The sequence below is a fragment of the Pseudomonas sp. SM4 genome, from assembly GCF_051913165.1.
In the GTDB taxonomy this organism is placed as follows: Bacteria; Pseudomonadota; Gammaproteobacteria; order Pseudomonadales; family Pseudomonadaceae; genus Aquipseudomonas.
This window is the reverse complement of record NZ_JBODOE010000018.1, coordinates 64,727-88,930: the sequence shown is the minus strand read 5'-3', so window position 1 is coordinate 88,930 and position 24,204 is coordinate 64,727. Positions and strand designations below refer to the sequence as shown.

Annotated in this window: 18 protein-coding genes; 7 read left to right on the top strand and 11 right to left on the bottom strand. The window is 60.3% G+C overall.

Features of this window, described 5'->3' with window-relative positions; translation table 11 throughout:
• The first annotated feature begins 44 nt into the window (after positions 1-44).
• From ACQ4MY_RS26545 to ACQ4MY_RS26520, 6 genes are read left to right on the top strand one after another with little or no spacing between them, the layout of a single operon-like run.
• Entirely contained in the window at positions 45-836 is a 792-nt protein-coding gene (locus ACQ4MY_RS26545; RefSeq protein ID WP_008081828.1) for a YfaP family protein, read from the top strand.
• A 48-nt stretch (positions 837-884) separates the two neighbouring features.
• Complete coding sequence (locus ACQ4MY_RS26540) at positions 885-2,597, top strand: DUF2138 domain-containing protein (protein WP_440096981.1); 1,713 nt, start codon at positions 885-887, stop codon at positions 2,595-2,597.
• On the top strand, positions 2,582-3,232 hold the full coding sequence (locus ACQ4MY_RS26535; RefSeq protein WP_008081825.1) for a DUF1175 domain-containing protein: 651 nt from the start codon (positions 2,582-2,584) through the stop codon (positions 3,230-3,232). The genes ACQ4MY_RS26540 and ACQ4MY_RS26535 overlap by 16 nt, the downstream gene beginning before the upstream one ends.
• The gene (locus tag ACQ4MY_RS26530) at positions 3,229-7,803 is read left to right on the top strand and encodes an alpha-2-macroglobulin family protein (protein WP_440096980.1); all 4,575 of its coding nucleotides are present in this window, start codon (positions 3,229-3,231) and stop codon (positions 7,801-7,803) included. Before ACQ4MY_RS26535 ends, ACQ4MY_RS26530 begins: the two co-directional genes overlap by 4 nt.
• 1 nt (position 7,804) lies before the next feature.
• Positions 7,805-9,424, top strand: coding sequence for a DUF2300 domain-containing protein (locus ACQ4MY_RS26525; RefSeq protein WP_440096979.1), 1,620 nt, complete (start codon positions 7,805-7,807; stop codon positions 9,422-9,424).
• A 3-nt stretch (positions 9,425-9,427) separates the two neighbouring features.
• Entirely contained in the window at positions 9,428-10,240 is an 813-nt protein-coding gene (locus ACQ4MY_RS26520) for a YfaP family protein (RefSeq protein ID WP_253481692.1), read from the top strand.
• A gap of 9 nt (positions 10,241-10,249) precedes the next feature.
• Here ACQ4MY_RS26520 and ACQ4MY_RS26515 read toward each other — a convergent pair whose 3' ends face one another.
• From ACQ4MY_RS26515 to exaC, 11 genes are all read right to left on the bottom strand, one after another.
• Positions 10,250-10,681: a hypothetical protein gene (locus ACQ4MY_RS26515; protein WP_440096978.1), complete on the bottom strand. Its 432-nt coding sequence runs from the start codon at positions 10,679-10,681 to the stop codon at positions 10,250-10,252.
• A 76-nt stretch (positions 10,682-10,757) separates the two neighbouring features.
• Positions 10,758-11,927 carry a GGDEF domain-containing protein gene (locus ACQ4MY_RS26510; RefSeq protein ID WP_440096977.1) on the bottom strand — a complete coding sequence of 390 codons (1,170 nt, stop codon included), beginning with the start codon at positions 11,925-11,927 and terminating at the stop codon, positions 10,758-10,760.
• A gap of 486 nt (positions 11,928-12,413) precedes the next feature.
• Positions 12,414-13,160 carry a S24 family peptidase gene (locus ACQ4MY_RS26505; RefSeq protein ID WP_158834283.1) on the bottom strand — a complete coding sequence of 249 codons (747 nt, stop codon included), beginning with the start codon at positions 13,158-13,160 and terminating at the stop codon, positions 12,414-12,416.
• A gap of 222 nt (positions 13,161-13,382) precedes the next feature.
• The gene (gene ppa, locus ACQ4MY_RS26500) at positions 13,383-13,910 is read right to left on the bottom strand and encodes an inorganic diphosphatase (protein ID WP_008052339.1); all 528 of its coding nucleotides are present in this window, start codon (positions 13,908-13,910) and stop codon (positions 13,383-13,385) included.
• A gap of 112 nt (positions 13,911-14,022) precedes the next feature.
• Complete coding sequence (locus ACQ4MY_RS26495) at positions 14,023-14,835, bottom strand: zinc-dependent peptidase (RefSeq protein ID WP_008081800.1); 813 nt, start codon at positions 14,833-14,835, stop codon at positions 14,023-14,025.
• Between the two features lie 4 nt (positions 14,836-14,839).
• Positions 14,840-15,490, bottom strand: coding sequence for a DedA family protein (locus tag ACQ4MY_RS26490; protein WP_008081798.1), 651 nt, complete (start codon positions 15,488-15,490; stop codon positions 14,840-14,842).
• A 246-nt stretch (positions 15,491-15,736) separates the two neighbouring features.
• Positions 15,737-16,198, bottom strand: a complete 462-nt coding sequence (locus ACQ4MY_RS26485; RefSeq protein ID WP_440096976.1) for a GNAT family N-acetyltransferase — start codon at positions 16,196-16,198, stop codon at positions 15,737-15,739.
• A 115-nt stretch (positions 16,199-16,313) separates the two neighbouring features.
• The gene (gene eutC / locus ACQ4MY_RS26480; protein WP_440096975.1) at positions 16,314-17,147 is read right to left on the bottom strand and encodes an ethanolamine ammonia-lyase subunit EutC; all 834 of its coding nucleotides are present in this window, start codon (positions 17,145-17,147) and stop codon (positions 16,314-16,316) included.
• Positions 17,144-18,538, bottom strand: coding sequence for an ethanolamine ammonia-lyase subunit EutB (locus ACQ4MY_RS26475; protein ID WP_440096974.1), 1,395 nt, complete (start codon positions 18,536-18,538; stop codon positions 17,144-17,146). Before ACQ4MY_RS26475 ends, eutC begins: the two co-directional genes overlap by 4 nt.
• A gap of 164 nt (positions 18,539-18,702) precedes the next feature.
• Entirely contained in the window at positions 18,703-20,073 is a 1,371-nt protein-coding gene (gene eat, locus ACQ4MY_RS26470; RefSeq protein ID WP_008083672.1) for an ethanolamine permease, read from the bottom strand.
• Between the two features lie 283 nt (positions 20,074-20,356).
• Positions 20,357-21,877 (bottom strand): acetaldehyde dehydrogenase ExaC, encoded by a 1,521-nt coding sequence (gene exaC, locus ACQ4MY_RS26465; RefSeq protein WP_008083670.1) that lies wholly within the window; start codon positions 21,875-21,877, stop codon positions 20,357-20,359.
• 380 nt (positions 21,878-22,257) lie between these two features.
• Between exaC and ACQ4MY_RS26460 the strand changes: the two genes are divergently transcribed.
• Positions 22,258-24,168 (top strand): sigma-54-dependent Fis family transcriptional regulator, encoded by a 1,911-nt coding sequence (locus tag ACQ4MY_RS26460; protein ID WP_440096973.1) that lies wholly within the window; start codon positions 22,258-22,260, stop codon positions 24,166-24,168.
• Positions 24,169-24,204: the final 36 nt, after the last annotated feature.

Below are 24,204 nucleotides of genomic sequence, written 5' to 3'. Positions count from 1 at the left end.
GGATCGGGTGCAAGGTTTCGTTCAGGCATGGCAGGAGGCATCACATGCGTTCATTTCTTTTGCTGCTGATCGGGTTGGCCTGCGCGCCCGCGCTGCTGGCCGCGCCGAGTGCCGAGTTGTCGGAACCGGTGGGCGGCTGGCGCTATCACGGTTTGCTCGACCGCACGGAAAACCCGCAAGTCGCCTATCCGACGCCGCCGATCGATCGCGGCATCCAGCGTAATCGCACGATGATCCAGGGCCAACTCAAGGCCATCGGACACATGCGCCCGCCGCACAGCCTCGCCGTGAATGGCAATCCACTGAATCTGTACACCGACGACCAAGGGCGTTTCGCCCGGCCGTATGCGTTCGGCGCTGGTTCCAACAGCGTCGAGGTGATCAGCGCCGAAGGCCAGTCGCTCAAGCGTGTGCAATTTTATGAAGCAAACAATTTGCGCACGCCGGCGCGTATTCGTCTTGTCTTGGGATGGGACGATCCAAAAGCCGAACTCGATCTGCACATTGTCACGCCCGACGGTCAGCATGCGTTCTGGGCACGGCCGGCGCTGAGCAATGGCGGCGGTCTGGACCCGGATGGTGTCGATGGCCCCGGCCCGGAAATGTTCACCATGACCGCGCCGCTGCATGGCACCTATCTGGTTTACGTCAACTATTGGGGCAACTTCGGCAACGGCGGCTATAACTTCGATGAGACCAGCAACCAGAACGAGGTGATCACCTCGCAAATCACGCTGGTGCTCAACGAAAACACCGTCGACGAAAAACGCGAAACGTTCATCGTGCCCCTGCGGGCGATCGGTGATCTGCTGCTGGTCAAGACTTTCAACTATTAAGCATTCCGCCACGGATGAAATCCTGAGCTTTGGGAAATGAGCGAGAAGATGAGCGATAACACTGTGACTTCGGCTGTCGAAACGCCAGCGGCCAAACCTTCGCGACGCTGGCCTTTGCTGCTGGCCGGGTTGTGCCTGGTGGCCGGCGTGGCGGGTGGTTTTGGCTGGCTGCTGCTCAAGCCCAAGGCGCCGCCGGCGGAGCTGGCGAGTGACAAGCTCGGCCTGAGCCGTCCGGATGCCTTGCTGGAAACCCGCTCCTTGAGCCAGTTGCCCAAGGACCTGCTGACGGTGCCGTTCCTCAAGGCCACGCTCACCGAAGATTTCGTCTTCTATTACGAAACCCACGCCGACCGCCTCGGGCTGATCGGCAGCCTGCGCCGGATCATCTACGAGCACGACCTGAAGTTGCAGGACAGCCTGATCGAGCAGCTTTTCGATCAGCCGGCTGACGTCGCGCTGTGGCGTGGCGCGGATGGTCGCTTGAAGGATTTCCTGTTGGTGATGGATCGCGGCGGTCTGGCGAAACTGCTCGAACCGCTGGCGAAAGTCGCACTGGATGACACGCAGCTCAGTCAGATGGGCGAACTGAAAGTCGGCGGCGATAGCGTACCGCTGTACCAACTGGCCTACAACGCCAACAAAGCCCTGTTGTTCGCCTCCCACGGCGACAAGTTGGTGGTGCTGTCCAACCCGGCCAAGTATTACGACCCGGAAAGCGGCGCCTCCGAAGAGTCGGGCCACGTTTCACCACAAGCGCTGGCGGCGTTGCTCAATGGCGAAAAACTCTTCCCTGAAGCGTTCGGTCTGCCGGCGAAAAACCCGGAAACCAAACAGCGTCTGTCGGTGAATTCCAGCGTCCTCGCCATGGGTTATCAGCGCTTCATCCCGAATTTCGCCGGGCTGCGGTTCGACATGGACGACAAGGGCTGGCACAGCTATCTCGCCATGGACGAACTGGAAAACCAACCCGACTTCGACTTCAAACCGGTGTGGCAAGCGATGCCGCTGGGCGCCAGTGCCTGCGTGACCCTGCCGGTGGCTGCTGAACCGCAAAAACCACTGCTGGTGAAACTCGGCGCTGAAGACGCGGTGGCGCAGACCCTCACCGACCACGTGGCCGGCGCGGCAGGCCTGTGCTGGTACGCCGATTCGCGTTTGTACACGCCGCTGTTGGTCGCCAGTCTGAAAGACGAGGACAGCAGCAAACTCGATGGCGACCTCGGCAAGCTGTTCGGTTCGATGGTCGGTGCGTTCGAGTCCAACGTCGAAGAAAACGTCTTCCCTGTGGTCGAGAAACAAGAAGGCCAGAACCACGTCTGGCAGCGTCAGGTCAGCTCCAACTTCGGCCCGTATGCGGCGAAGACTGCGGAGAACCCGGACGCGATTTCCGGCAAGGCGTTCATGAAAGTAAGCCTGGCCCGTCATGGTTCGACGCTGCTGTTTTCCCTCGACGACAAACTCGTCGACAAAGCCCTTGGTACCCTCGACAAGCGCTTCCCGCCAATGGCCGACGTGCTGCCCAAAGATGTGCTGATGCCAATCTACTTCGGCCCGGATTCGATGGCGCAACTGATGCAGCAGGAAACCCTCGACAGCCTGCCGCAGGACATGGAACCGGTGTTCTACAACGCCGCGCAAACCTACCTGATCCCGAAACTGCGCACCCTCGGCGGCTACGGCAAATATGCCCTGACCCTGCCTGAAGACAGCGAGCCTGACGGCCACTGGCAATGGCTGCCGCTGGAATGGAAAGCGCTGTGACCGCACTGATCCGCAGCCTCGGCCTGCTCGCGCTGTTACTCAGCGCGGGCGCCCGAGCCGTTGAAGCACCTGCACTGGATCCGGCGCAATCCCAGGTGTTTCGCGCCTGGTTCGTGCGCATCGCCCAGGAGCAATTGAGCCAGGGGCCGAGCCCGCGCTGGTATCAGCAGGACTGCGCCGGGCTGGTGCGTTTTGCCGCCAACGAAGCACTGAAAGTCCATGACGACAAATGGCTGCGCAGCAATGGCCTGTCCAATCGTTATCTGCCGCCGGAACTGGCGCTCAGCGACGAGCAGCGCAAGCTCGCCCAGCAATGGCAGCAGGGCGGCGGCAAGGTTGGGCCGTACGTCAATGCGATCAAACTGATTCAGTTCAACAGCCATCTGGTCAGCCGCGACGTGTCGCAGGCGCGGCCCGGTGACTTGATGTTTTTCGATCAGGGCGACGACCAGCACCTGATGATCTGGATGGGCCGCTACATCGCCTATCACACCGGCACCACCACCCCGACTGACAACGGCATGCGTTCGGCAAGCCTGCAGCAACTCATGACATGGAAGGACACCCGATGGATACCCGACGCAGCCAACCCCAACTTCATCGGCGTCTATCGACTGAACTTTCTCTCCCAATGACCGGTGCCCGCATGTTGCGACTCTGCTCCCGAATTCCTTTGCTGCTGGCGCTGTTGCTGCCATTGGCCACCGTCAACGCCGAAGATTCGGTCGAGCCGAGCGGCTACACGCCGGTCTCCGGTGAAAGCTTCTTCCTGCTGGCCGATAGCAGCTTTGCTGCCGACGAACAGGCGATGGTGCGCCTCGAAGCGCCGGGCCGTGATTACCGTCGTTTCCGCATGGAACCGTACGGCGGCGCCGACATTCGCGTGTATCGCATCGACAAGCCGCTGGATTTCCTCAAGCGCCAGAAGAATCTGCATCGTGTGGTCAGCGACGGCCAGTTCAAGGGCGAAGGCCTGTCCAACACCCTCGCGTACCTGTGGGATAACTGGTACCGCAAATCCCGTCGAGTGATGCAGCGCGCGTTTTCTTATGAATCGCGCAAACAGGTCACCGAAGAAGTGCCGGAACTGAAGATGGGCAACGCCATCGCCGCACCGACACCGTACGACGCGCAGCCGCACTTTGCGTTGATTCCGGGCTTGCCGGTAGTGAGCCAGTTCCGCTATCCGCTGTGGCAGGCCAAGCCGATCCAGCCGCCGGAAGGGGTGAATCTGGCCGGTTCTTCCAGTGATTTCGTCAGCGTTGCACCGGGCAACGTTTACATCCCGTTGGGCAATCTGAAACCCGGTCTGTATCTGGTCGAAGCGCTGATCGGCAAGTACCGCGCGACCACCATGGTTTTTGTCTCCAACACCGTCGCGGTGAGCAAAATTGCCGGCGATGAATTGCTGGTCTGGGCTGCGCGCAAACACGAAGGCAGTTCGGTGCCGAAGGTCAATGTGCTGTGGACCGATGGCCTCGGCGTGATGAGCAGCGGCGCCACCGATGCCGATGGTTTGCTGCGCCTGAAACACGTCAGTCCGGAGCGTTCGTTCGTGATTGGCGAGGACGAAGAGGGCGGCGTCTTCGTCTCGGAAAACTTCTATTACGACAGCGAAATCTACGACACCAAACTGTATGCCTTCACCGACCGGCCGCTGTATCGCCCGGGTGATTGGGTGTCGTTGAAGATCGTTGGCCGCGAGTTCAAGAATGCGCGGGATTCAGTGTTGCCGGGGGCTGCGGACGTCAACGTCAGCGTGCTGGATGCTACGGGTACCGAGTTGCAGCACCTCGATTTGAAACTTGATTCGAAGGCCGGTACTCAGGGCCGCTTCCAGTTGCCGGACAACGCTGTGGCGGGTGGTTACGAGATTCGTTTCAACTACAAGGATCAGGCCTACAGCAGCGCCTTCCGTGTGGCGGAGTACATCAAGCCGCACTTCGAAATCTCACTGAACCTGGCCAAACAGGATTACCGCACCGGCGAGCCGGTCAAAGGCAGTCTGGTGTTGCTCTACCCGGACGGCAAACCGGTGGCCAACGCCAAACTGACCCTGAGCCTGCGTGCCCAGCAACTGTCGATGGTCGACAACGAATTGCAATACCTCGGGCAATTCCCGGTGGAGCTGACCAGCACCGAACTGACCACCGACAGCAAAGGCAACGCGACCCTCGACCTGCCGGCCGCCGACAAACCGAGCCGTTACATGCTCACCGTTTTTGCCAGCGATGGCGCGGCGTATCGGGTCAAGACCACCAAGGAAATCCTCATCGACCGCGGTGCCGCGAGCTTCCGCTTGAGCGCGCCGCAACGCTTCAGTGCGGTCGGCGACAAGGTTGCGTTCAGCTACGCCAACGAAGGCGGCACTGAGCAAAGCAAAGCAGTGACGCCGAGCACGTATGGCTGGGTGCGTCTGGAAGACCAGAGCACCGGTGAAGGCAAACTTGCCGCGAAGGATAAAGGCTTCAGCCTCGCTTTCGAGCGTCCGGGCACCTACAACCTGACCTTGAAAGATCAACACGGTCGCGTCCTCGGTGCTACCGGGCATGCGGTCACTGGCGATGGCGTCAAAGCGGTACCAGGTACCGTGGAAATCGTCCTCGACAAGCCTGAGTACAAGGCCGGCGATGAAGCGCTGGCGCTGATCACGTTCCCGGAACCGGTCAGTGACGCATTGCTCTCGCTGGAGCGCGACAAGGTCGAAGCCACCGCGCTGCTGGCCAAGGGCGGCGACTGGCTGAAACTGGAAAAACTCAGCGACACCCAATACCGCGCGCGCATCCCGGTGAAGGATAACTTCGCGCCGAACCTGACCTTCTCCGTGCTCTACACCAAGGGCGGTCAGTACAGCTTCCAGAATGCCGGGATCAAAGTGGTCGCGCCGCAAATCGACGTAGCGATCAGTACTGACAAAGCGGTGTATCTGCCGGGCGACACGGTCACTGTTGACCTGACCACGCAGTTCGCCGGCAAAGCGGTTCCGGCGCATCTGACCGTCAGCGTCGTCGACGAAATGGTCTATGCGCTGCAACCGGAAGTCGCACCAACCATCGACCAGTTCTTCTATCACCCGCGCCGCAACAACGTGCGCACCAGCGCCAGTCTGTCGTTCATCAGCTACGACGTCGCGTTGCCGGGCAGCCCAGGCGCACCGGGCAAAGCCAACCGCAGCGAACGCGGGGTGAAAGTGCTGGAGCGTCCGCGTCGTGAAGACGTCGACACCGCCGCGTGGCAGCCGGAGTTGTTGACCGGTGTCGACGGCAAAACCCGCTTCACCTTCAAGATGCCGGACTCGCTGACCCGCTGGCGCATCACCGCCCGCGCCATCGCCGATGACGGTCAGGTCGGGCAGAAGAAACAGTTCGTCCGTTCGGAAAAACCGCTGTACCTGAAGTGGAGCGGCCCGAGCAAATTCCGCAAGGGCGATCAGCCGCAACTCGGTGTGTTCGCCTTCAGTCAGGCCGAAAAACCAGTCAAGGCTGAACTGGTCACTCACTATGCTGGCGCCGAACAACGCCTGCCGGTGACCCTCAACAACGGCATCAATTACCTGCCGCTGCCGGCGTTCGCCTTGGCTTCAGGCGAATGGACAGCGGAGTTGGTGCAGGACGGCAAGACCGCCGACTCCCTCGCTGTGCGCCTGAGTGCGACCGGTGACGGCTGGCAAGTGACGCAGACGCAGAGCCTTGATGTCGCCAGTGGTGACACGCCGTTGAGTCTGCCGGCCGACGCCACGGATATTCGCCTGCGCCTGGATGACAGCCCGCAAGCGCTGTTCCGTTCGGCACTCGATGATCTGCTCAGCTATCCGTATGGCGGCGTCGAGCAGACGGCCAGCCGTTTACTGCCGTTGAGCATCGCTTATCCATCGCTGGCGTCGAGCCCGCAGATCCGCGATCGCTTGCGCCTGATCATGCAAAACAGCCGTCTGCGTCTGGTGCAAATGGCCGGGCCATCGGCGAGTTTCACCTGGTGGGGTTACGACGGTGAGCCGGATGCGTTCCTCACGGCCTATGCCTATTACGCCGACTTTAACGCCAGCCATGTGCTGGAACTGAGCTTGCCGCCGGAGCATTGGCAGCGCGTGCTGGAGGTTTACGCCAAGCAAGCGCCGAACACGCCGTTGCTGCAACGGGCGCTGATTCTGTCGTTTGCCAAGCAGATGCATCTGCCGGTGAACACGCTGCTCAGCGGTTTGATGGACGATCTGGCCAAGGCCGGTGAAGGCAATGTGCAGACGCTGATGGACGATGGCGAAGACAGTCTGGTGATGAGCGATCCGGATTCGGCGCTCGGTCTGGCGGCGGCGCGGGTGCTGACCTCAGCGCTGGCCACGCAGTCGAAAGTGGCCTTGCCGGATGCATTCAATCGTCAGGTGGGCGCTGCGCAACAGCGTCTGTCGGTCAGTTCGCAGCCGTTTGCCGAAGCCTTGAACCTGTCGTTGCAGCCGTTCGATCAAGCGCGTGCGCAAGCGCTGCTGCAACGTCTGCTGCCGCAACAATCGACCTTGGAACGCGCGCTGGCGCTGACCTGGCTGCAACGCAGCATCGCCCAGGCGTCACCGACCATTGCACTGACGCCGGGTGAAGGCTGGAAGAAAAACTACGGCGCCAGCGGCGAAATGTATTGGACTTGGCAAGGCGCGACGCCAGTGCCAAGTGTGTTGACTGTGTCTGGCACACAAGAGCGTCCGCTGCGCGCGGCGTTGAGCTTCCAGACTCAGCAACCGGCAGTCGATCCAATGGCCGTAACCATCACCCGTCGCTTGTCGCGACTGGTGCCGGGCGATGAAGCGTTCACCTTCAAACTGGAGCCGGTCGGGACCAAGCCGCTGTCCAGTGACAGCCTGTATCTGGACGAAGTGATCCTCACCAGCAAAGCGCCGAAACCGCTGCGCTACGGCATGCTCGAAGTGCCGTTGCCGCCGGGCGCCGATGTCGAGCGCACGACGTGGGGCATCAAATTGCAGGGTAAGGATGGCACCGAACCGACCGCGCTGGAGAAGGCGCGTTTCGAACCGGGTCAACTGGCTTACGCGGTGCCGGTCGATGCGTTGAGCGGCGAGTTGCGCCTGCGCCATCTGGTGCGTTTCTCGCAGAAGGGCCAGTTCAACCTGCCGCCGGTGCGCTTCACCCAGATTTACGCGCCGCAGCATCAGGCCCAGGAAGCGAAAGCCGCCCTCGGTCAGGTCACGGTCAACTGACATGAGCCGGCCGCTGCTGTGGCTGCTGATGTGTGTGATCCCTGCGCTGGCGACAGCGCAGGATGAGCCGTTGCGCGTGGCCTTTAAGGGCGAGTTGTTATCGTTGAGTCAGACGCAACTGATCAAGCGTGAACCGTTGCCGTCATCACTGGATACGCCGTTGGGCAGCCTGTGGAAGTTGTTTGTCTACGCGTGGCTGGTCGATACAGGTGCTCGGGAACCGGCGTATGAGTGTCGCGGGCAGTCCAAGGAAGAAGTCTATTGCTGCTTGGCGGGCGGCAAGATCGAGCGTGATCAGGCGCTGGTGAAATCCTGCGGCTTGTATTTCGAGCCTGCGCGATTGGGCATTGCGGCGGCGGATTGGCGGACGTATTGGCAGGCGCGGCAGGCGCCGTCGTGGCTGCTGGGTTTGCCGTCGGTGCAACCGGCGCAACGGGTTTCCGTGGTTGAACTGCTGAAGGTCCTGGCGACTTTGCCGGCGCAGGATCAGGCGCGTCGAGTGCTGCTCGACGTGGTGCTGAACGCGGCGGACGGCAATGTCGTCGGCGAGTTGGGCGGGCGTCTGCGGGTGAAAACCTGGAGCTGGCTCGGCGACCAGGATGCGCAATCGCGTCAGGGTGGATTCGCCGGCTGGACGGTCGATGGCTCGCCAGTCTGGGCAGGCGGTCACGGCACCAGTCAGATGGTTTTGCGCCACTACGGGCAGGCGCTTGCGACCGTGCTGCCAGCGGCTTGGCCGGCAGAAGCGGGGCGTTGTGTTGAAGTCGGGTTGTTCTCGCGTTATCCGGTTACACGGGTTCTGACTGGTGAGCGGGTCATGCCTTCCGGCCCTTTGCGTGGCGATTATCGCGTCGAATTCGCCAACGGCAACGCGCTGGATATCCACAGCGATGGCGAACTGTTTCTGCTCAACGACAAACTCGTCGCAAGGCTTGATCGCGAAGAATACGTCGCCCGCGTGCTGGAACGTGAAGCCAAACCTGAACCCGCCGAAGCGGCCAAGGCGCTGGCCGTAGCGATCCGCACTTATCTGCTGCAAAACGCCACACGCAACGGCGATTGCCTGAGCATCGACGACAGCAGCACTCGCCAACGCGTCGCACCGCGCCCGGCCTCCGCTGAATCGCGCAACATCGCTGCATGGACGGCAGACCTGGTGTTGGCCGGCAGCACCGTCACCTATCACTCCGATCAACCCGGCCCGGACAAGCTCGCCTGGCAACAAGCCGTCGAGCAAGCTAATGCCGGTCAGCGCTATGACGCGATTCTGCTGCACGCCTACCCGCGCGCCAGTCTCAGTCGTTGGGACAACCCGGTCGCTTCCTGCGAAGCATTGCCCGCCGCGCAAGACTGGTTGCAAAAACAGCGTCGCGGCTGGCGCCCGAAGCTGGAAAGCGAAACCGGCTACAACGAAGTCAGCACATTCGCAGTGTGCAAACTGGCCTTCGGCCGGCCCTTCGTCGACCGTGAACGCCAACGCATCTACGTGCGCGGCGTACTGACCTTGCAGGATCGCCTCGACCTGACCCACGAATATCTGCACCTGGCCTTTGAAGCACACCCCAACGGCCAGGATGAAACCTACATCGAAGGGCTTGCCCGTCACCTTTTGCTGGAATAGACCATGACACTTCGTTATCCACAGGTCTTGCTGCTGCTCTGCACGTTGACCGCGCTATCGCCGGCGATGGCCGCCGACAGCGTCAAACTCGACACCCCGGTCGGCGGCTGGCGCAGCGGCGCACCTGAAGGCGAGGGCGAAAGCTTCCGCCAGACCGTCAACTACCCAGCCTCGTCGGTCAACACCCCGGTCGGTCAAGCCAACACCGCACGCATCAGCGGCGAAATCAAAGCCACACCAAAGAACAATGAGCCCGGGCGGCTGATCGTCAACGGCGTCAGCATGCCGCTGAAAATCGACGACAGCGGCCACTTTGATCGCCCGTTCTCCTTCCCCAACGGCAGCAACAGCGTCGAAGTGCGCAGCCCTGACGGCCAACAACGCCATCGCACGCAATTTCTCAACACCAGTGGCGGCGCCACCCCGGCCAAGCTGCGCGTGCTGCTGGCCTGGGACAGTGACGGCACCGACCTCGACCTGCACCTCGTCACCCCCGACGGCGCACACATCTGGTACGGCAACCGTACCGCCGCCAACGGTGCCGCGCTCGACGTCGACGTCACCACCGGCTACGGCCCGGAAATTTTCGCCATGCCCGCGCCGATCAAAGGCCAGTACCTGGTGTACGTGAACTACTTTGGGGGTGGCTATCGCGGGGATGACGAGGGTGGCGATGAACCGGTGCAGGCGCTGACCACCGCGCAGGTGACGGTGATTACAGAAGAGGGCACGCCGAACGAGAAAATGGAGACGTTTCTGATCCCGATGCGCGCGGTCGGCGAACTGACACTGGTGAAGTCGTTCAGTTATCCGTGAATCAATGGATCAGTCAGGAAAAACACCGCACAGCGCATTACCTTCGTAACCGTGAACGATCGGCCCCAGCACCATGAGTGGGCCACAGGCGTAGAGCGGGGATGGCACTGATTGTCGGGTGTTGAGCAGAACGGTCTCCCTCCCGAACTCGTCACTGCCGAAGGATTGCTCGGAGTACGAGTGGCAGACCGGCAGTTTCAACGGCACCGGAATCACCAGCGCCCAGACAGTGATTCCGCACCATTCGCGGGTGGGCGTCGATGTTGCTGTTCGGGTGATTTGTGGGGTGATTGAGCGGTAACTTTGCGCTCTGTAGGCGTCGGTTTTCAGTGTGACTTTTTCGGGCAGGGAGATGCCTACTCCGACACACCCGATCAAGCAGAGGCACAGGGTTGTTGCGGCAACGGATTTCAGCTGTGAGTTCAGCGTGTGGGGAATCAATTTCTAACTTCCTTGTGGGGCGTTTCTCGGTTTTATAGCCCGGCTAACTGCGTTGGACGGCTACCTTAAAGGGTTTTTACGCCAGACCCAGATACAACGAGCGCAACGTCTGAACCCGGTTGCGTCCCTGATGCTTGGCGCCGTACAGCGCCTGATCCGCCTCTGAAAGCAGACGCGACAGGTCGTAACCCGATTCACGGGTAGTGACCACGCCGATACTGACGCTGAGCAGCCCCGGTTCCAGAATGGAGAGTCGGGCGAAGGAGTGACGGATTCGCTCGGCAGTCTCCAGTGCAGTCGGCTCATCGCATGCGCAGAGCAGGCAGGCAAACTCCTCGCCACCGATGCGCCCGAATACATCCTCTTTGCGCACGCTTTCCGTCAGGACTTCGCTGAACGCGATCAACGCTTGATCGCCGACCGGATGGCCGTAGGTGTCGTTCAAACGCTTGAAGTGATCCAGATCGCAAAGGAGTAACGCCGCCGGTTCGGCCCGCTGCTGACAGCTGTCCAGCAAGTGACTGGCGTGCTGCATGAACGCGCGACGATTGCCGATGCCGGTCAACGGATCGCTGAATGCCGCGGCCTTGAGCTTGAGTTCGGCGCGTTCCTTGACCATCGCCAAGGTGATGTAGGCAATGCCGATGACATACAACATCGACTCGAACAGCATGAATGAGAAAAACGGCACGCCTTCGCCACTGCCCAGCAACGCCTTGTTCACCGGCAGCCCGTCATCGGTCGCGCTGCGCACCGCATAGAAAAGGGTGTGCAAAACGGTCAGCACCAACGCCGGCATGAACGCGACGTCCAGGCTGTGACGGTTGCGCCAGAGTTCCAATGTCGTCAGCACGCCATAACCGAATGCCAGGAGCGAGTAGATCAGTACTCGATTCGCCATCGAGTCGTAAAAGGCGGGTATCAGGCACAACAGCAGCCAGACCACAGAACCCGCCAAAATGCCCGGCAGATACGGTTTGCGACCGGTCAGCGTGCGCATGGCCGTCCAGTTCATCGCGGCGCTGAGTAACAGCACAATGTTGCCGAAGATGATCGGAACGAAATCCACCCCGCGATCCCGCCAACTCACCAGCACCACCCCCAGCGCGCCCAACAGCATCATGCTGCCGAGGTAGGCCAGCGGCGGCTCGCGGGTTTCGCGATACCAGGCGTGCAGCGTCAACAGCCCCATCAAAAAGAAGACGAAGACCGAAACGACCAGCAGGGTCGGGATATGCAGGGCCATTCCATGGATTCCCGTGAGGCTCAATACCGGAATCCGGCCGGGGTCGGGGATGCGGGTAAAAACAGAGGGGTTGGGTGTTGGGCAGGATTTAGCACTGAGGGGGTTAGGGTTGGCAAGTGTTGAGTCAAGCTCGCCAAGGTAAACGTGTTTTTTTGCAGGCATTAAAAAGCCGGCTTGTGGCCGGCTTCTCGGGGACTGGCTTGGCCTATTTTTGGTAAGCCTTGCCAGCCTTCAAAACGTACATCCGGATCTGCGTCCGGCTGTGGGACTTGGTCAGACGTTGGTCTGCCGCGTCGGGCGCTCTCTGAGCCGCGGGGCGGGTCGATGCGCAAATGTGGGGCGCAGGATACTGAGTTTTGCTGTGAATTCCCAGTCTGAAGTGCGGTTTAGAGCGACTGCTGCAGTAGAAATTGGGGATTTGTACTGTTTTTCAGGGCCTCATCGCGAGCAGGCTCACTCCTACAGGGGGAGGTGCTGGCCGTCAGATCAGAGGAACGGCACCACCGGCCGGCGTTTGCCCGCGGTCGACCACCAGAACACCCAGCCCAATATATGAATCCTTTGCTCCTCGATCTGCGCCGGGCGGAACACTTCGTCCGGGTATTCGGCGTTGTTGTGGCTGCGCAGCCGTAAGCCGTTGCCGGGCATGCGGTGCAGGTATTTGATGCGCAGCATGCCGTCGTGTTCGATGGCGTAGATTTCGCCGTCGACGACTTGGGTCAGGCCACGGTCGATGGCGACGACGGAACCGTCTTCGATGCGTTCGGCCATGCTGTTGCCGATCATGTGCGCGCAGATGGCGTCGGTGTGTCTGACTTCGAGTTGATCGAGGTGGTTGCGCAGCAGGCGGATGGATTGGTCCGGGTCCTGGATGACGTGGGTTTTGCCGGAGCCGTCGGTGAGCGGCGTTTCCTTGAAGAACAGCAGATTGATGTCGTTGGGATCGATGACGGTGTAGACGCCACGGATGGCGTGGGCGTCGAAGGTGTCGCCGTTGCTGGCAGGCGCGTTCAGGCTCGGCGCTTCTTTGTTGCCTTCGCCGGTTTTCAGCCATTCGCTGTTGACGGACAGCAGGCGTGAGACTTCTTCCATGCGATACGCCGGGACGCCCCGGGTGTACCAGTTGTGGACATTTTGGGCTTCCGTGCCCCAGAACTTTGCGAAACCCGTGGTCGAGATGTTCGCTGCTTCCAGGAGTGCCCTGAATCTTGGACCGCTAGTGTTCTTTCTCATAAACACGGAGTCTACGGCCGTGCCAGAGCGGTTTGAATAAACCGGGCGTTCAAAAACGGGCTGAATTTTGCGACGGGATGTAAGACGTTCTTGTGGGAAATTACACAGGTTAAAACTTTTCTGTAGTCCGTCGTAAACACCTTGTTTAAGACGACCTTTCCCGAGCATAAAAAACCCCGGATCGACCGGGGTTTTCTTCAAGCGGACTGCGGCTCAGAGTAATTAACCCTTGTAGGCAGCAACCGACTTGGTGATCGCGTCGCGGGCGGCGTCAGCACCGGCCCAGCCTTCGATCTTGACCCATTTGCCTTTTTCGAGATCTTTGTAGTTCGCGAAGAAGTGCTCGATCTGCTGGATCAGCAGTGGCGGCAGGTCAGTGTATTCCTTCACGTCGACGTACAGCTGGGACAGCTTGTCGTGTGGGACTGCGATGACTTTGGCATCGCCGCCGCCGTCGTCGGTCATGTTCAGGATGCCGACTGGACGCGCGCGGATCACCGAGCCTGGCGCAACCGGGTAAGGGGTTACAACCAGCACGTCGAGGGGATCACCGTCGTCAGCCAGGGTGTTCGGGATGTAACCGTAGTTGGCCGGGTAGAACATTGGGGTGGCCATGAAACGGTCAACGAACAGGCAATCGCTGTCTTTGTCGATTTCGTATTTGATCGGCGCGTGGTTGGCCGGGATCTCGATCGCGACGTAGATGTCGTTCGGCAGGTCTTTGCCAGCCGGAATCTTGCTGTAGCTCATTGGGCGTTGCCCCCGTAGTTGACCAAAAACACTTGGCCGGATTGACCAAAAAGTGGCGGCGATTATAGGCATATTCCTACGCCGACGCCACGTACCAGAAGTCGTGCAGCGCTTAGTCGTGCGCCTGATAGACCGGGTCGCTGGCCTGAAGTTGCCGCAACCTGCCCAACGGATCCTGACGGTAGAAAAGCTGCAGTTGCGCATAGACCTGTGGATAAGCCTCGTGCAGCAGATCCGGAGCGCTGAAGAAGTATTCGCTGGTGACCGCAAAGAATTCCGCCGGGTTTTCGGCGGCGTAAGGATCTATGGCCGTTTCGGCATCGGGGTTACGCTCAAGCTGGCCATCAAGATCGTCATAAGCGGCCTGCATGACCTCGGCCCAGTCGCTGACGCGCATGTCGGCGTGCAGCGGCGGCAGGCCGTTGGCGTCGCCGTTGAGCATGTCGAGCTTGTGCGCCAGTTCGTGGATCACCAGGTTGTAACCTTCCCAGCCACCACTGGCCATCACGCCCGGCCAGGCGAGGATGATCGGCCCTTGTTGCCAGGCCTCGCCACTGTGCTCGCCATCCCACTCATGCTCGACACCGCTGGCATCGCGGTGACGCTGCGGGCTGAGGAAGTCATCGGGGTAGAGGACGATTTCGTGGAAACCCTGATACCAGTTCAAATCACCGAGGTTGAGCAGTGGCAATTGCGCCTGAGCGGCGAGCAACAGGCGTTGCTCCTGATGCAGCTCGACGCCGGGCAGGGCGGTCAGATGTTTTTCTTCGAGGAACAGCACGCACGCTTCGCGCAGCCATTGGTCTTGCGCGGCGGTGATGCCGTCAAGAAAGCTCAGGTGATCGCGCACCCGTTGCCACATATCGTCGGCAATCGGGTGCTTCGCCAGAATGCGCCGGCGTCGCCAGGCGCTCAGCGACCACATGGGCTTAGTGCGATTCGGCTTTGCTGCCGCTGAAACGGCTGCGAACCACGCCAAGGATCATCGGCACCAGCGACAGCAGGATGATCGCCACAACCAGCAACGACAGGTTTTTCTTGATGAACGGAACGTTGCCGAAGAAGTAGCCCAACGTCACCAGGCCGCCGACCCAGAGAATGGTGCCGAGCACGCTGAAACCAAAGAAGCGCGGGTACGGCATTCTTGCCACACCAGCGACGAACGGTGCGAAGGTACGAATGATCGGCAGGAAGCGCGCCAGCGTTACGGTTTTGCCGCCGTGCTTGTCATAGAAATCGTGAGTCTTCTGCAGGTAATCGCGGCGGAAGATTTTCGAGTTCGGGTTGCTGAAGAGTTTTTCCCCGGCCGTTCGTCCGATCACGTAGTTGGTGCTGTCACCGAGTATCGCCGCGAGCATCAGCAGACCACCGAGTAGTACCGGGTCCATTCCGCCACCCGCCGCTACGGCGCCGGCGATGAACAACAGCGAATCACCCGGCAGGAACGGCATCACCACCAGTCCGGTTTCGCAGAAGATCACCAAAAACAGAATGGCGTAGATCCATGGCCCGTAGTTGGTTACCAGCATGTCGAGGTAAACATCGAGATGCAGGATAAGGTCGAGCGGGTTGAAATCCATGGAGGCACCTGTGTGTCGGCCCGACTCAGCGGGTCTGTGCGGGTGAATCGGGTGTAAGCCTACAGTGAGGTGTAGTTTTTCTTACAAGCCGGAAAGATCGCGATTATACGGTCTGAGAGTTGAAAAGCGTGTTGGTTTTGTAGCGAGGGATGTCGGGCGTGAAAATTTGTCAGGGACACAGGAGGGATGGGTAAGGCGAAAAGATCGCAGCCTTCGGCAACTCCTGCAGGCTGCGATCTTTTGCTGTCAGAGCTCGTCGCTGATCGGCAATACGTAGTTCTTGAACTCGGTGTCTTGCTTGAATCCGATGGATTCGTAGGTTTTCTGCGCGACTTCGTTGTTGCTGCTGGTGGAGACGCGCATGCGCACGGCCTGGGTTTCCTTGGCCATTTTCTTCGCAGTGCGGATCAGGTTGTCGGCGACCAGTTGGCGGCGGGCGTCTTCGGCGACATAGATGTCGTTGAGGATCCAGACGCGCTTGAGTGACAGCGAGGAGAAGCTCGGATAAAGCTGACAGAAACCCATCAGTTTCTTGTCGTCATCGTCGGCCAGGGCCAGATAGATCACAGACTCCTTGCGGCGCAGGCGTTTTTCGAGAAACGCGCGGGAGGAATCCGGGTAAGGCAGGGAACCGTAGAACTCGCGATATTTGACGAACAACGGAGTCAACAAATCCAGATGTTCGAGGGTCGCTTGAATAATCCGCATGATAGGTCTCGTCTTCAAGTGGCTGTCTTCAACTGCTCTGACGGCGATGGGAAACCCTGGCGGCCGTGCATCGATCCTGCCTGAAACCGGCGCAGAAACGCAATGCGGAAACGGTTCAGGTTGTGGGCGGATCGAGTAGGAAGTTTCCTTTTATATCCTTCCCTGTGTCCGACTCCAGTGTCTGCACCTGTGCTTCGTCCTTCAGATTGACCCCCGACAGCTGACGCCGACAGGCTTCGCGCATCAGGTACAACAAGCGATGCGCGGCCATGCCGTAGCTCAAACCTTCCAGCCGCACATTGGAAATGCAGTTGCGATAGGCATCGGTCAGCCCGATCTTTGGATTGTAGGTGAAATATAAACCCAGACTGTCCGGTGAACTCAGGCCTGGACGCTCGCCGATCAGCATCACCAGCATTTTTGCACCGAGCAATTGGCCGATTTCATCGCCGACGGCAACGCGGCCCTGTTCCACCAGCACGACGGGCGCGATCGACCAGTCATCGCCGCTCATCTGCTCCTCCAGGCGGGTGAGAAACGGCAACGTGTGGCGATGCACTGCCAGCGCCGATAAACCATCCGCCACGACAATGGCCAGATCCACGCCACCCGGATGCGCCGCCGCGTAATCACGCAGGCTTTGCGCCGAGTCATCGCTCAGTTTGCGTCCCAGATCCGGGCGTTGCAGGTAGCTGTTTCGATCCACGGCGGCGCTGTGCAGCAGCAAGCTCTCGCGCCCACGTTCACTCAGTTGCGCACTGAGCCCGGCATGATCGAAGGGCAGGTGCACCGCATCGCGCGCCTGGGCGTGGGCAAACTGAAAGTCCAGTTGGGCGCTGGTTGGCAGGCTGGTGCCGGTGCGGCCGAGGGCGATCCGCGCCGGAGTCAGGCGGCGTAGCTCCAGCCATGGGTTTTGCGGGTCGATGGGCGGTTTTTCCATGTGACTCATCCCAGTTGTGCCAGCGCTTGGCGGAAGGCCGGCGGCAGGTTGTTGCCAAAGCGAACCTTGCCATCCGCTTGCGTGAAGATGCCCATGTTGGCCAGCCACTGTTCGAACTCCGGTGCCGGTTTCAGCCCCAGGGTCTGCCGGGCGTAGAGCGCATCGTGGAACGAGGTGGTCTGGTAATTGAGCATGATGTCGTCGGAGCCGGGGATGCCCATGATGAAGTTGATCCCGGCGACACCCAAGAGGGTCAGCAGGGTGTCCATATCATCCTGATCGGCTTCGGCGTGGTTGGTGTAGCAGATGTCACAGCCCATCGGCACGCCGAGCAGCTTGCCGCAAAAGTGGTCTTCAAGGCCGGCACGGATAATCTGTTTGCCGTTGTAGAGGTATTCCGGGCCGATAAATCCGACGACGGTATTCACCAGAAACGGTTTGAAATGCCGCGCCACGGCGTAGGCTCGGGTTTCGCAGGTCTGTTGATCGACACCGTGGTGGGCGTTGGCCGACAGAGCGCTGCCCTGACCGGTTTCGAAATACATCAGATTTTGCCCGAGGGTGCCGCGATTCAGGCTCAGGCCGGCGTCATAGCCTTCCTGCAACACGTTGAGGTTGATGCCGAAGCTGGCGTTGGCCGCCTCGGTGCCAGCAATCGACTGGAACACCAGATCCAGTGGCACGCCACGGTTGATCGCCTCGATGGAGGTGGTGACGTGGGTCAGCACGCAGGCCTGGGTCGGAATGTCGTAGCGCTGGATGATCGCGTCGAGCATCTCCAGCATCGCGCAGATCGAAGCGATGCTGTCGGTGGCCGGGTTGATGCCGATCATTGCGTCGCCATTGCCGTAGAGCAGGCCGTCGAGAATGCTCGCGGCGATGCCGGACGGTTCGTCAGTCGGGTGATTCGGTTGCAGGCGCGTCGACAGGCGCCCGCGTAGGCCGAGGGTGCCGCGGAACTTGGTGACGACGCGAATCTTCTGCGCCACCAGGACCAGATCCTGCACACGCATGATCTTCGACACGGCGGCGACCATTTCCGGGGTCAGGCCGGGGGCGAGGTTGCGCAGGCTGGTTTCATCGGCGGCGTCGCTGAGCAGCCAGTCACGGAAACCGCCGACGGTGAGGTGGCTGACCACGGCAAAGGCTTGTTTGTCGTGGGTATCGATGATCAGTCGAGTGACTTCATCGGACTCGTAAGGGATCAGCGCTTCCTGCAGGAAATGCGTAAGCGTGATGTCGGCCAGCGCCATTTGCGCGGCGACGCGCTCGCCGTCGTTGAGCGCAGCGACGCCGGCGAGAAAATCCCCGGAACGCGCGGGGCTGGCCTTGGCCATGACCTCTTTGAGGCTGTCGAAGCGATAGGTCTGGGCGCCGACGGAATGGGCGAATGCGGCCACAATATCCTCCTGTAAACGATAAACCCCCTGTAGGAGCTGCCGCAGGCTGCGATCTTTTGACCTTGATCTTCTTAACAGCAAGATCAAAAGATCGCAGCCTTCGGCAGCTCCTACAGGGTTCCAGCACAGTGCCTGGATGGGTGCTGTGCACTTTTATATGGCAGTCAGATACCTTCGAGCATAGCGTCTGCCGGTGCATCGGCGCGTTGCTTGGCGGTCAGCTGGAAATACAGGTAACCGGCAGCCATGAAACCGAGGAATACACAGCCGATCAGCGTGTTGAACCACGCCATCGCCACCAGACACACCACCGCCAGAAACAGCGCGATCGCCGGCACCACCGGATAGCCCGGCGCGCGGAAGGTGCGTTCCAGGTTCGGCTCGGTTTTGCGCAGTTTGAACAGGCTGAGCATGCTGATGATGTACATCACGATGGCGCCGAACACCGACATGGTGATCATCGCCGCCGTCAGGGTCATGCCTTGCAGATTGACCAGACCGTCGCTGTAGATTGCCGCAATGCCGATCACGCCACCGGCCAGAATCGCCCGGTGCGGGGTCTGGAAGCGCGAGAGTTTGGCCAGCCCCTTAGGCAGATAACCTGCGCGGGCGAGGGCGAAGAACTGCCGCGAGTAACCGAGGATGATCCCGTGAAAACTCGCCACCAACCCGAACAGGCCGATCCACACCAGCATGTGCATCCACGTCGAGTTATTGCCGACCACGGCTTTCATCGCCTGCGGCAGCGGATCGTTGATGTTTGACAGCTGACGCCAGTCGCCAACGCCGCCGGCCATGACCATCACGCCGATGGCCAGAAACACCAAGGTCAGAATGCCGCTGACGTAAGCCTTGGGAATCGTGCGTTTCGGGTCTTTGGCCTCTTCGGCCGCCATGGCCGCGCCTTCGATGGCGAGGAAGAACCAGATCGCAAAGGGTATCGCGGCAAAAATGCCCGGGATTGAGGCCACGGTGAACTCATTGGAGCCCGACCAGCCATTCAGCACGAAATTGCTGAAGCTGAAACCCGGCGCGACCACGCCCATGAACACCAGCAACTCGGCGACGGCGAGCACAGTGACCACCAGTTCGAAAGTCGCGGCGATGCTGACGCCGAGGATGTTTAAGGTCATGAAGACGAAATACGCACCGACGGCGGCGATCTTCGGATCAAGCTCCGGATACTGCACATTCAGATAAGCGCCGATGGCCATGGCAATGGCCGGTGGCGCGAAGACGAACTCGATCAGCGTGGCGATACCGGCGATCAATCCGCCTTTCTCGCCGAACGCCCGACGGCTGTAGGCAAACGGCCCGCCGGCGTGTGGGATGGCGGTGGTCAATTCGGTAAAGCTGAAGATGAAGCAGGTGTACATCGTCGCGACCATCAGGGCCGTGACCAGAAAACCCAGAGTGCCGGCGGTGCCCCAGCCGTAACTCCAGCCGAAGTATTCGCCGGAAATCACCAGGCCGACGGCAATGCCCCAGAGGTGCAGGGTGCCGAGTGTGGGTTTGAGCTGTGTGGTTGAAGTCATAAGTCCTCGCTGTCTTTTTTATTGTTCGATTTTTTGGACTTGCGGGTGTGGCGGTTGGGTGGATGGGTGCTGTTCACGCAGCGGCGATTTCAGTGCAAAACCTGAATGACGGGTACGCAAGGGCCGTGCCAGAGCGGCCAGACCTTTTGTGTTGTGTCATTCAGGATGCTGATCGCGAGCAGGCTCACTCCTACAGTAGGAATGCGGTGCAAATGTAGGAGTGAGCCTGCTCGCGATAGCAATTGAGAGGGCGACACAGGAATATCCGTGTCGCCCTCAGGTTTTAGAAGAAGCCCAACGGATTGATGTCGTAGCTCACCAGCAGGTTTTTGGTCTGCTGATAGTGATCGAGCATCATCTTGTGCGTCTCACGCCCCACGCCGGACTTCTTGTAACCGCCAAACGCAGCATGCGCCGGGTACAGGTGGTAGCAGTTGGTCCACACGCGACCGGCCTTGATCGCACGGCCCATGCGGTAGGCGCGGTTGATGTCGCGGGTCCACAGGCCGGCGCCGAGGCCGAACTCGGTGTCGTTGGCAATCGCCAGTGCTTCGGCTTCATCCTTGAACGTGGTGATGCTCACCACCGGCCCGAAGATTTCTTCCTGGAACACGCGCATTTTGTTGGTGCCCTTGAGCAGGGTCGGCTGGATGTAATAGCCGGTCGACAGATTGCCCTCGAGTTTTTCCACCTTGCCGCCGGTCAACAGTTCGGCGCCTTCGCCCTTGGCAATTTCCAGATACGAAAGAATCTTGTCGAATTGCTGCTCGGACGCCTGTGCGCCAACCATGGTGTCGGTGTCCAGCGGATCGCCGCGTTTGATTTGCAGGACTTTCTTCATCACCACGGCCATGAACTCGTCGTAAATCGACTCCTGCACCAGTGCACGCGATGGGCAGGTGCAGACTTCACCCTGGTTGAAGAACGCCAGCACCAGGCCTTCAGCGGCTTTTTCAATGAAGGTCGGCTCGGCCTGCATGATGTCTTCGAAGAAGATGTTCGGCGATTTGCCGCCCAGTTCCACGGTGGACGGAATGATGTTCTCGGCCGCACATTTCATGATGTGCGAGCCCACCGGGGTCGAGCCGGTGAAGGCGATCTTGGCGATGCGTTTGCTGGTGGCCAGTGCTTCGCCGGCTTCTTTGCCATAGCCCTGAACAATGTTCAGCACGCCCGGTGGCAGCAGGTCGCCAATCAGTTCCAGCAGCACGGTGATGCCCAGCGGGGTTTGCTCAGCTGGTTTGAGCACGACGCAGTTACCTGCTGCCAAGGCTGGCGCAAGTTTCCACGCGGCCATCAGAATCGGGAAGTTCCACGGGATGATCTGGCCGACCACGCCCAGCGGTTCATGAATGTGATAGGCCACAGTGTTGCCGTCGATTTCGGCCGCGCTGCCTTCCTGGGCGCGCAGGCAGCCAGCGAAGTAGCGGAAATGGTCGGCAGCCAGCGGGATGTCGGCGTTGAGGGTTTCGCGGATGGCTTTGCCGTTGTCCCAGGTTTCGGTGATCGCCAGCAGTTCGAGGTTTTGTTCGATGCGGTCGGCGATTTTCAGCAAGATCAGCGAGCGCGCCTGCACGGAAGTGGAACCCCAGGCATCGGCAGCGGCGTGAGCGGCGTCCAGTGCCTTGTCGATGTCTTCGGCAGTGGAGCGCGGGAATTCGGCAATCGGCTGGCCATTCACTGGCGAGGTGTTGGTGAAGTACTGACCTTTGACAGGTGCGACGAACTCGCCGCCGATGTAGTTACCGTACTTGCTCTTGAACGAGACTTTGGCGCCTTCAGTACCGGGGTGAGCGTAACGCATGATGATGTTCTCCTTGGCTTTGTACTTATTAGAGAAACGCGCAAGTGCGCTTGCTATAAGCGTAGAGCAAAGGTCGGGCCACTGCCGTGCAGGTCAGGCAAATCAAGGTGTTGCGTGGTTTTTGTCGGACGAGCGGATTGCCCCTGTGACGGTATCGGTACAGGTGGGGTGACAGTTTGTACCGCTTTTGGCACAGCGTGTGACCGGGCAGTCTTGCCAGCATTGCAATGGTGCTTGAGCTGGAGGATGCTCAGCCAACAGCAACCCCTGTAGGAGCTGCCGAAGGCTGCGATCTTTTGATCTTGATCTTCAAAAATACAAGATCAAAAGATCGCAGCCTTCGGCAGCTCCTACACGGGGAATATGGAGAACAATAAGAAATGCACGACAATCATTTGAGTCGCCATGCCCAGCAGGTTCTCACCGTCAGCCAGGGCAAACCGCACCTGCACGGGCCCGGTGCTGATCCTTCGATTGCCCGGTCGTGGCTGCGCTGTCTTGAGGACTATCATCTCGACCCGGCGCTGAGCATGGCGCCGACCGTGCTCGAACATGGCCGCGTCCTCGAAAGCCGCGAACGTCTGCAACAAGTGCTGCAGATCGCCGGCAATGAAATGAGCAGCCTCCATCAACAACTTTCCGGCGCCGGCCATGCGGTGCTGCTGACCGATGCGCGCGGGGTGATCCTCAACTGCGTCACCGCGCCCGCCGAACGCAAGATTTTCGAACGCGCCGGCCTCTGGCTCGGAGCGGACTGGAGCGAGGCCTGCGAAGGCACCAACGGCATCGGCACCTGCCTGGTCGAACGTCAGGCGCTGACCATTCATCAGGACGAACACTTTCGCGGGCGCCACACCGGGTTGACCTGTTCGGCGAGCCCGGTGTTCGACCCGCATGGTGAATTGCTGGCGGTACTCGACGTGTCCTCGGCCCGCCACGATGTCTCGCGGCAGAGCCAGTTCCACACCATGGCGCTGGTCAATCTGTCGGCGAAGATGATTGAGAGCTGCTATTTCCTGCGCTGTTTCGATAACCAATGGTTGCTGCGTTTCCACTTGCAGGCCGAGTCTGTCGGGTTGTTCAGCGAGGGGCTGCTGGCGTTTGACGGCGAAGGGCGGATCAGTGCGGTCAATCAGAGCGCACTGAACCTGCTCGGGCATATTCGCGGTGGTTTGCTGGGGAAACCGGTCGAGGCGTTTTTCGATTGTTCACTGGATGAGCTGCTCGGTCGCGCCAGCGCGAATGCCAGCGCCAGTTGGCCGCTGCGCACCCGTGATGGTCGCCATCTGTTTGCGGTGCTGCGCGGTGAGTCGCGTAAACCGACGCCGAGCATGCCCGCGCCAATGGTGGCTGAGGCTCCGCGGCTGTCGGGCATCTGTCTCGGTGATGAGGCGTTGCAGGCGGACTTCCGCAAATCGCTGCGTGTTTTTGAACGCGATGTGCCGCTGCTGATCAACGGCGAAACCGGCTCCGGCAAAGAAGCTTTCGCCAAGGCCGTGCATCAGGCCAGTCAGCGTTCGAGTAAAGCCTTCGTCGCCCTCAACTGCGCGGCGATCCCGGAGAGCCTGATCGAGAGCGAACTGTTCGGGTATCGCGGCGGCAGTTTCACCGGCGCACGCAAGGACGGCATGCGCGGCAAGTTGCAGCAGGCCGATGGCGGTACGTTGTTCCTCGATGAAATCGGCGACATGCCGTTGGCTTTGCAGACGCGCTTGTTGCGGGTGCTGGAGGATCGGCAAGTGGTGCCGATCGGCGGTGAGCCGGAGTCGGTCAACGTGCGGATCATCAGCGCCACGCACCGCAACCTGCTGGAGCGAGTTGCCGACGGCAGCTTTCGTGAGGATCTGTATTACCGCTTGAATGGGCTGGAGGTGGCGTTGCCTGCATTACGCGAGCGCAGTGATAAGTCGCAGTTGCTGGATTTTTTGCTGGCCGAAGAGGCGGGCGGCGATACGATCATCATCGAAGAGTCGGCGCGTCAGGCGCTGCTGGCGTTCAACTGGCCGGGGAATGTGCGGCAGTTACGCAATGTGCTGCGCACTTTGGCGGCATTGTGTGATGAAGGGCGGATCGGCATCGAGGATTTACCGGCGATGATTCGGCAGGTGCGCCCGGCAGCGGTGGAGTCCATTCCCTGCGAGCAACCTCTCGAGGATGCCGAACGATTGGCTTTGCTTAATACACTGGAGCGCACGCGCTGGCACATGACCCACACCGCTGAGCAACTTGGCGTGAGCCGCAACACCCTCTACAGAAAGCTGCGCAAACACGGCATCGCCCGAACTGCCTGAATCCCCCTGTAGGAGCTGCGGCACGCTGCGATCTTT

What these genes read in the sequence shown, in the direction of transcription:
- ACQ4MY_RS26545 (WP_008081828.1), top strand. Translation starts at nt 45, where the DNA reads ATGCGTTCATTTCTTTTGCTGCTGATCGGGTTGGCCTGCGCGCCCGCG.
- ACQ4MY_RS26540 (WP_440096981.1), top strand. Translation starts at nt 885, where the DNA reads ATGAGCGATAACACTGTGACTTCGGCTGTCGAAACGCCAGCGGCCAAA.
- ACQ4MY_RS26535 (WP_008081825.1), top strand. Translation starts at nt 2,582, where the DNA reads ATGGAAAGCGCTGTGACCGCACTGATCCGCAGCCTCGGCCTGCTCGCG.
- ACQ4MY_RS26530 (WP_440096980.1), top strand. Translation starts at nt 3,229, where the DNA reads ATGACCGGTGCCCGCATGTTGCGACTCTGCTCCCGAATTCCTTTGCTG.
- ACQ4MY_RS26525 (WP_440096979.1), top strand. Translation starts at nt 7,805, where the DNA reads ATGAGCCGGCCGCTGCTGTGGCTGCTGATGTGTGTGATCCCTGCGCTG.
- ACQ4MY_RS26520 (WP_253481692.1), top strand. Translation starts at nt 9,428, where the DNA reads ATGACACTTCGTTATCCACAGGTCTTGCTGCTGCTCTGCACGTTGACC.
- ACQ4MY_RS26510 (WP_440096977.1), bottom strand. Translation starts at nt 11,927, where the DNA reads ATGGCCCTGCATATCCCGACCCTGCTGGTCGTTTCGGTCTTCGTCTTC.
- ACQ4MY_RS26505 (WP_158834283.1), bottom strand. Translation starts at nt 13,160, where the DNA reads ATGAGAAAGAACACTAGCGGTCCAAGATTCAGGGCACTCCTGGAAGCA.
- ppa (WP_008052339.1), bottom strand. Translation starts at nt 13,910, where the DNA reads ATGAGCTACAGCAAGATTCCGGCTGGCAAAGACCTGCCGAACGACATC.
- ACQ4MY_RS26495 (WP_008081800.1), bottom strand. Translation starts at nt 14,835, where the DNA reads ATGTGGTCGCTGAGCGCCTGGCGACGCCGGCGCATTCTGGCGAAGCAC.
- ACQ4MY_RS26490 (WP_008081798.1), bottom strand. Translation starts at nt 15,490, where the DNA reads ATGGATTTCAACCCGCTCGACCTTATCCTGCATCTCGATGTTTACCTC.
- ACQ4MY_RS26485 (WP_440096976.1), bottom strand. Translation starts at nt 16,198, where the DNA reads ATGCGGATTATTCAAGCGACCCTCGAACATCTGGATTTGTTGACTCCG.
- eutC (WP_440096975.1), bottom strand. Translation starts at nt 17,147, where the DNA reads ATGAGTCACATGGAAAAACCGCCCATCGACCCGCAAAACCCATGGCTG.
- eat (WP_008083672.1), bottom strand. Translation starts at nt 20,073, where the DNA reads ATGACTTCAACCACACAGCTCAAACCCACACTCGGCACCCTGCACCTC.
- exaC (WP_008083670.1), bottom strand. Translation starts at nt 21,877, where the DNA reads ATGCGTTACGCTCACCCCGGTACTGAAGGCGCCAAAGTCTCGTTCAAG.
- ACQ4MY_RS26460 (WP_440096973.1), top strand. Translation starts at nt 22,258, where the DNA reads ATGCACGACAATCATTTGAGTCGCCATGCCCAGCAGGTTCTCACCGTC.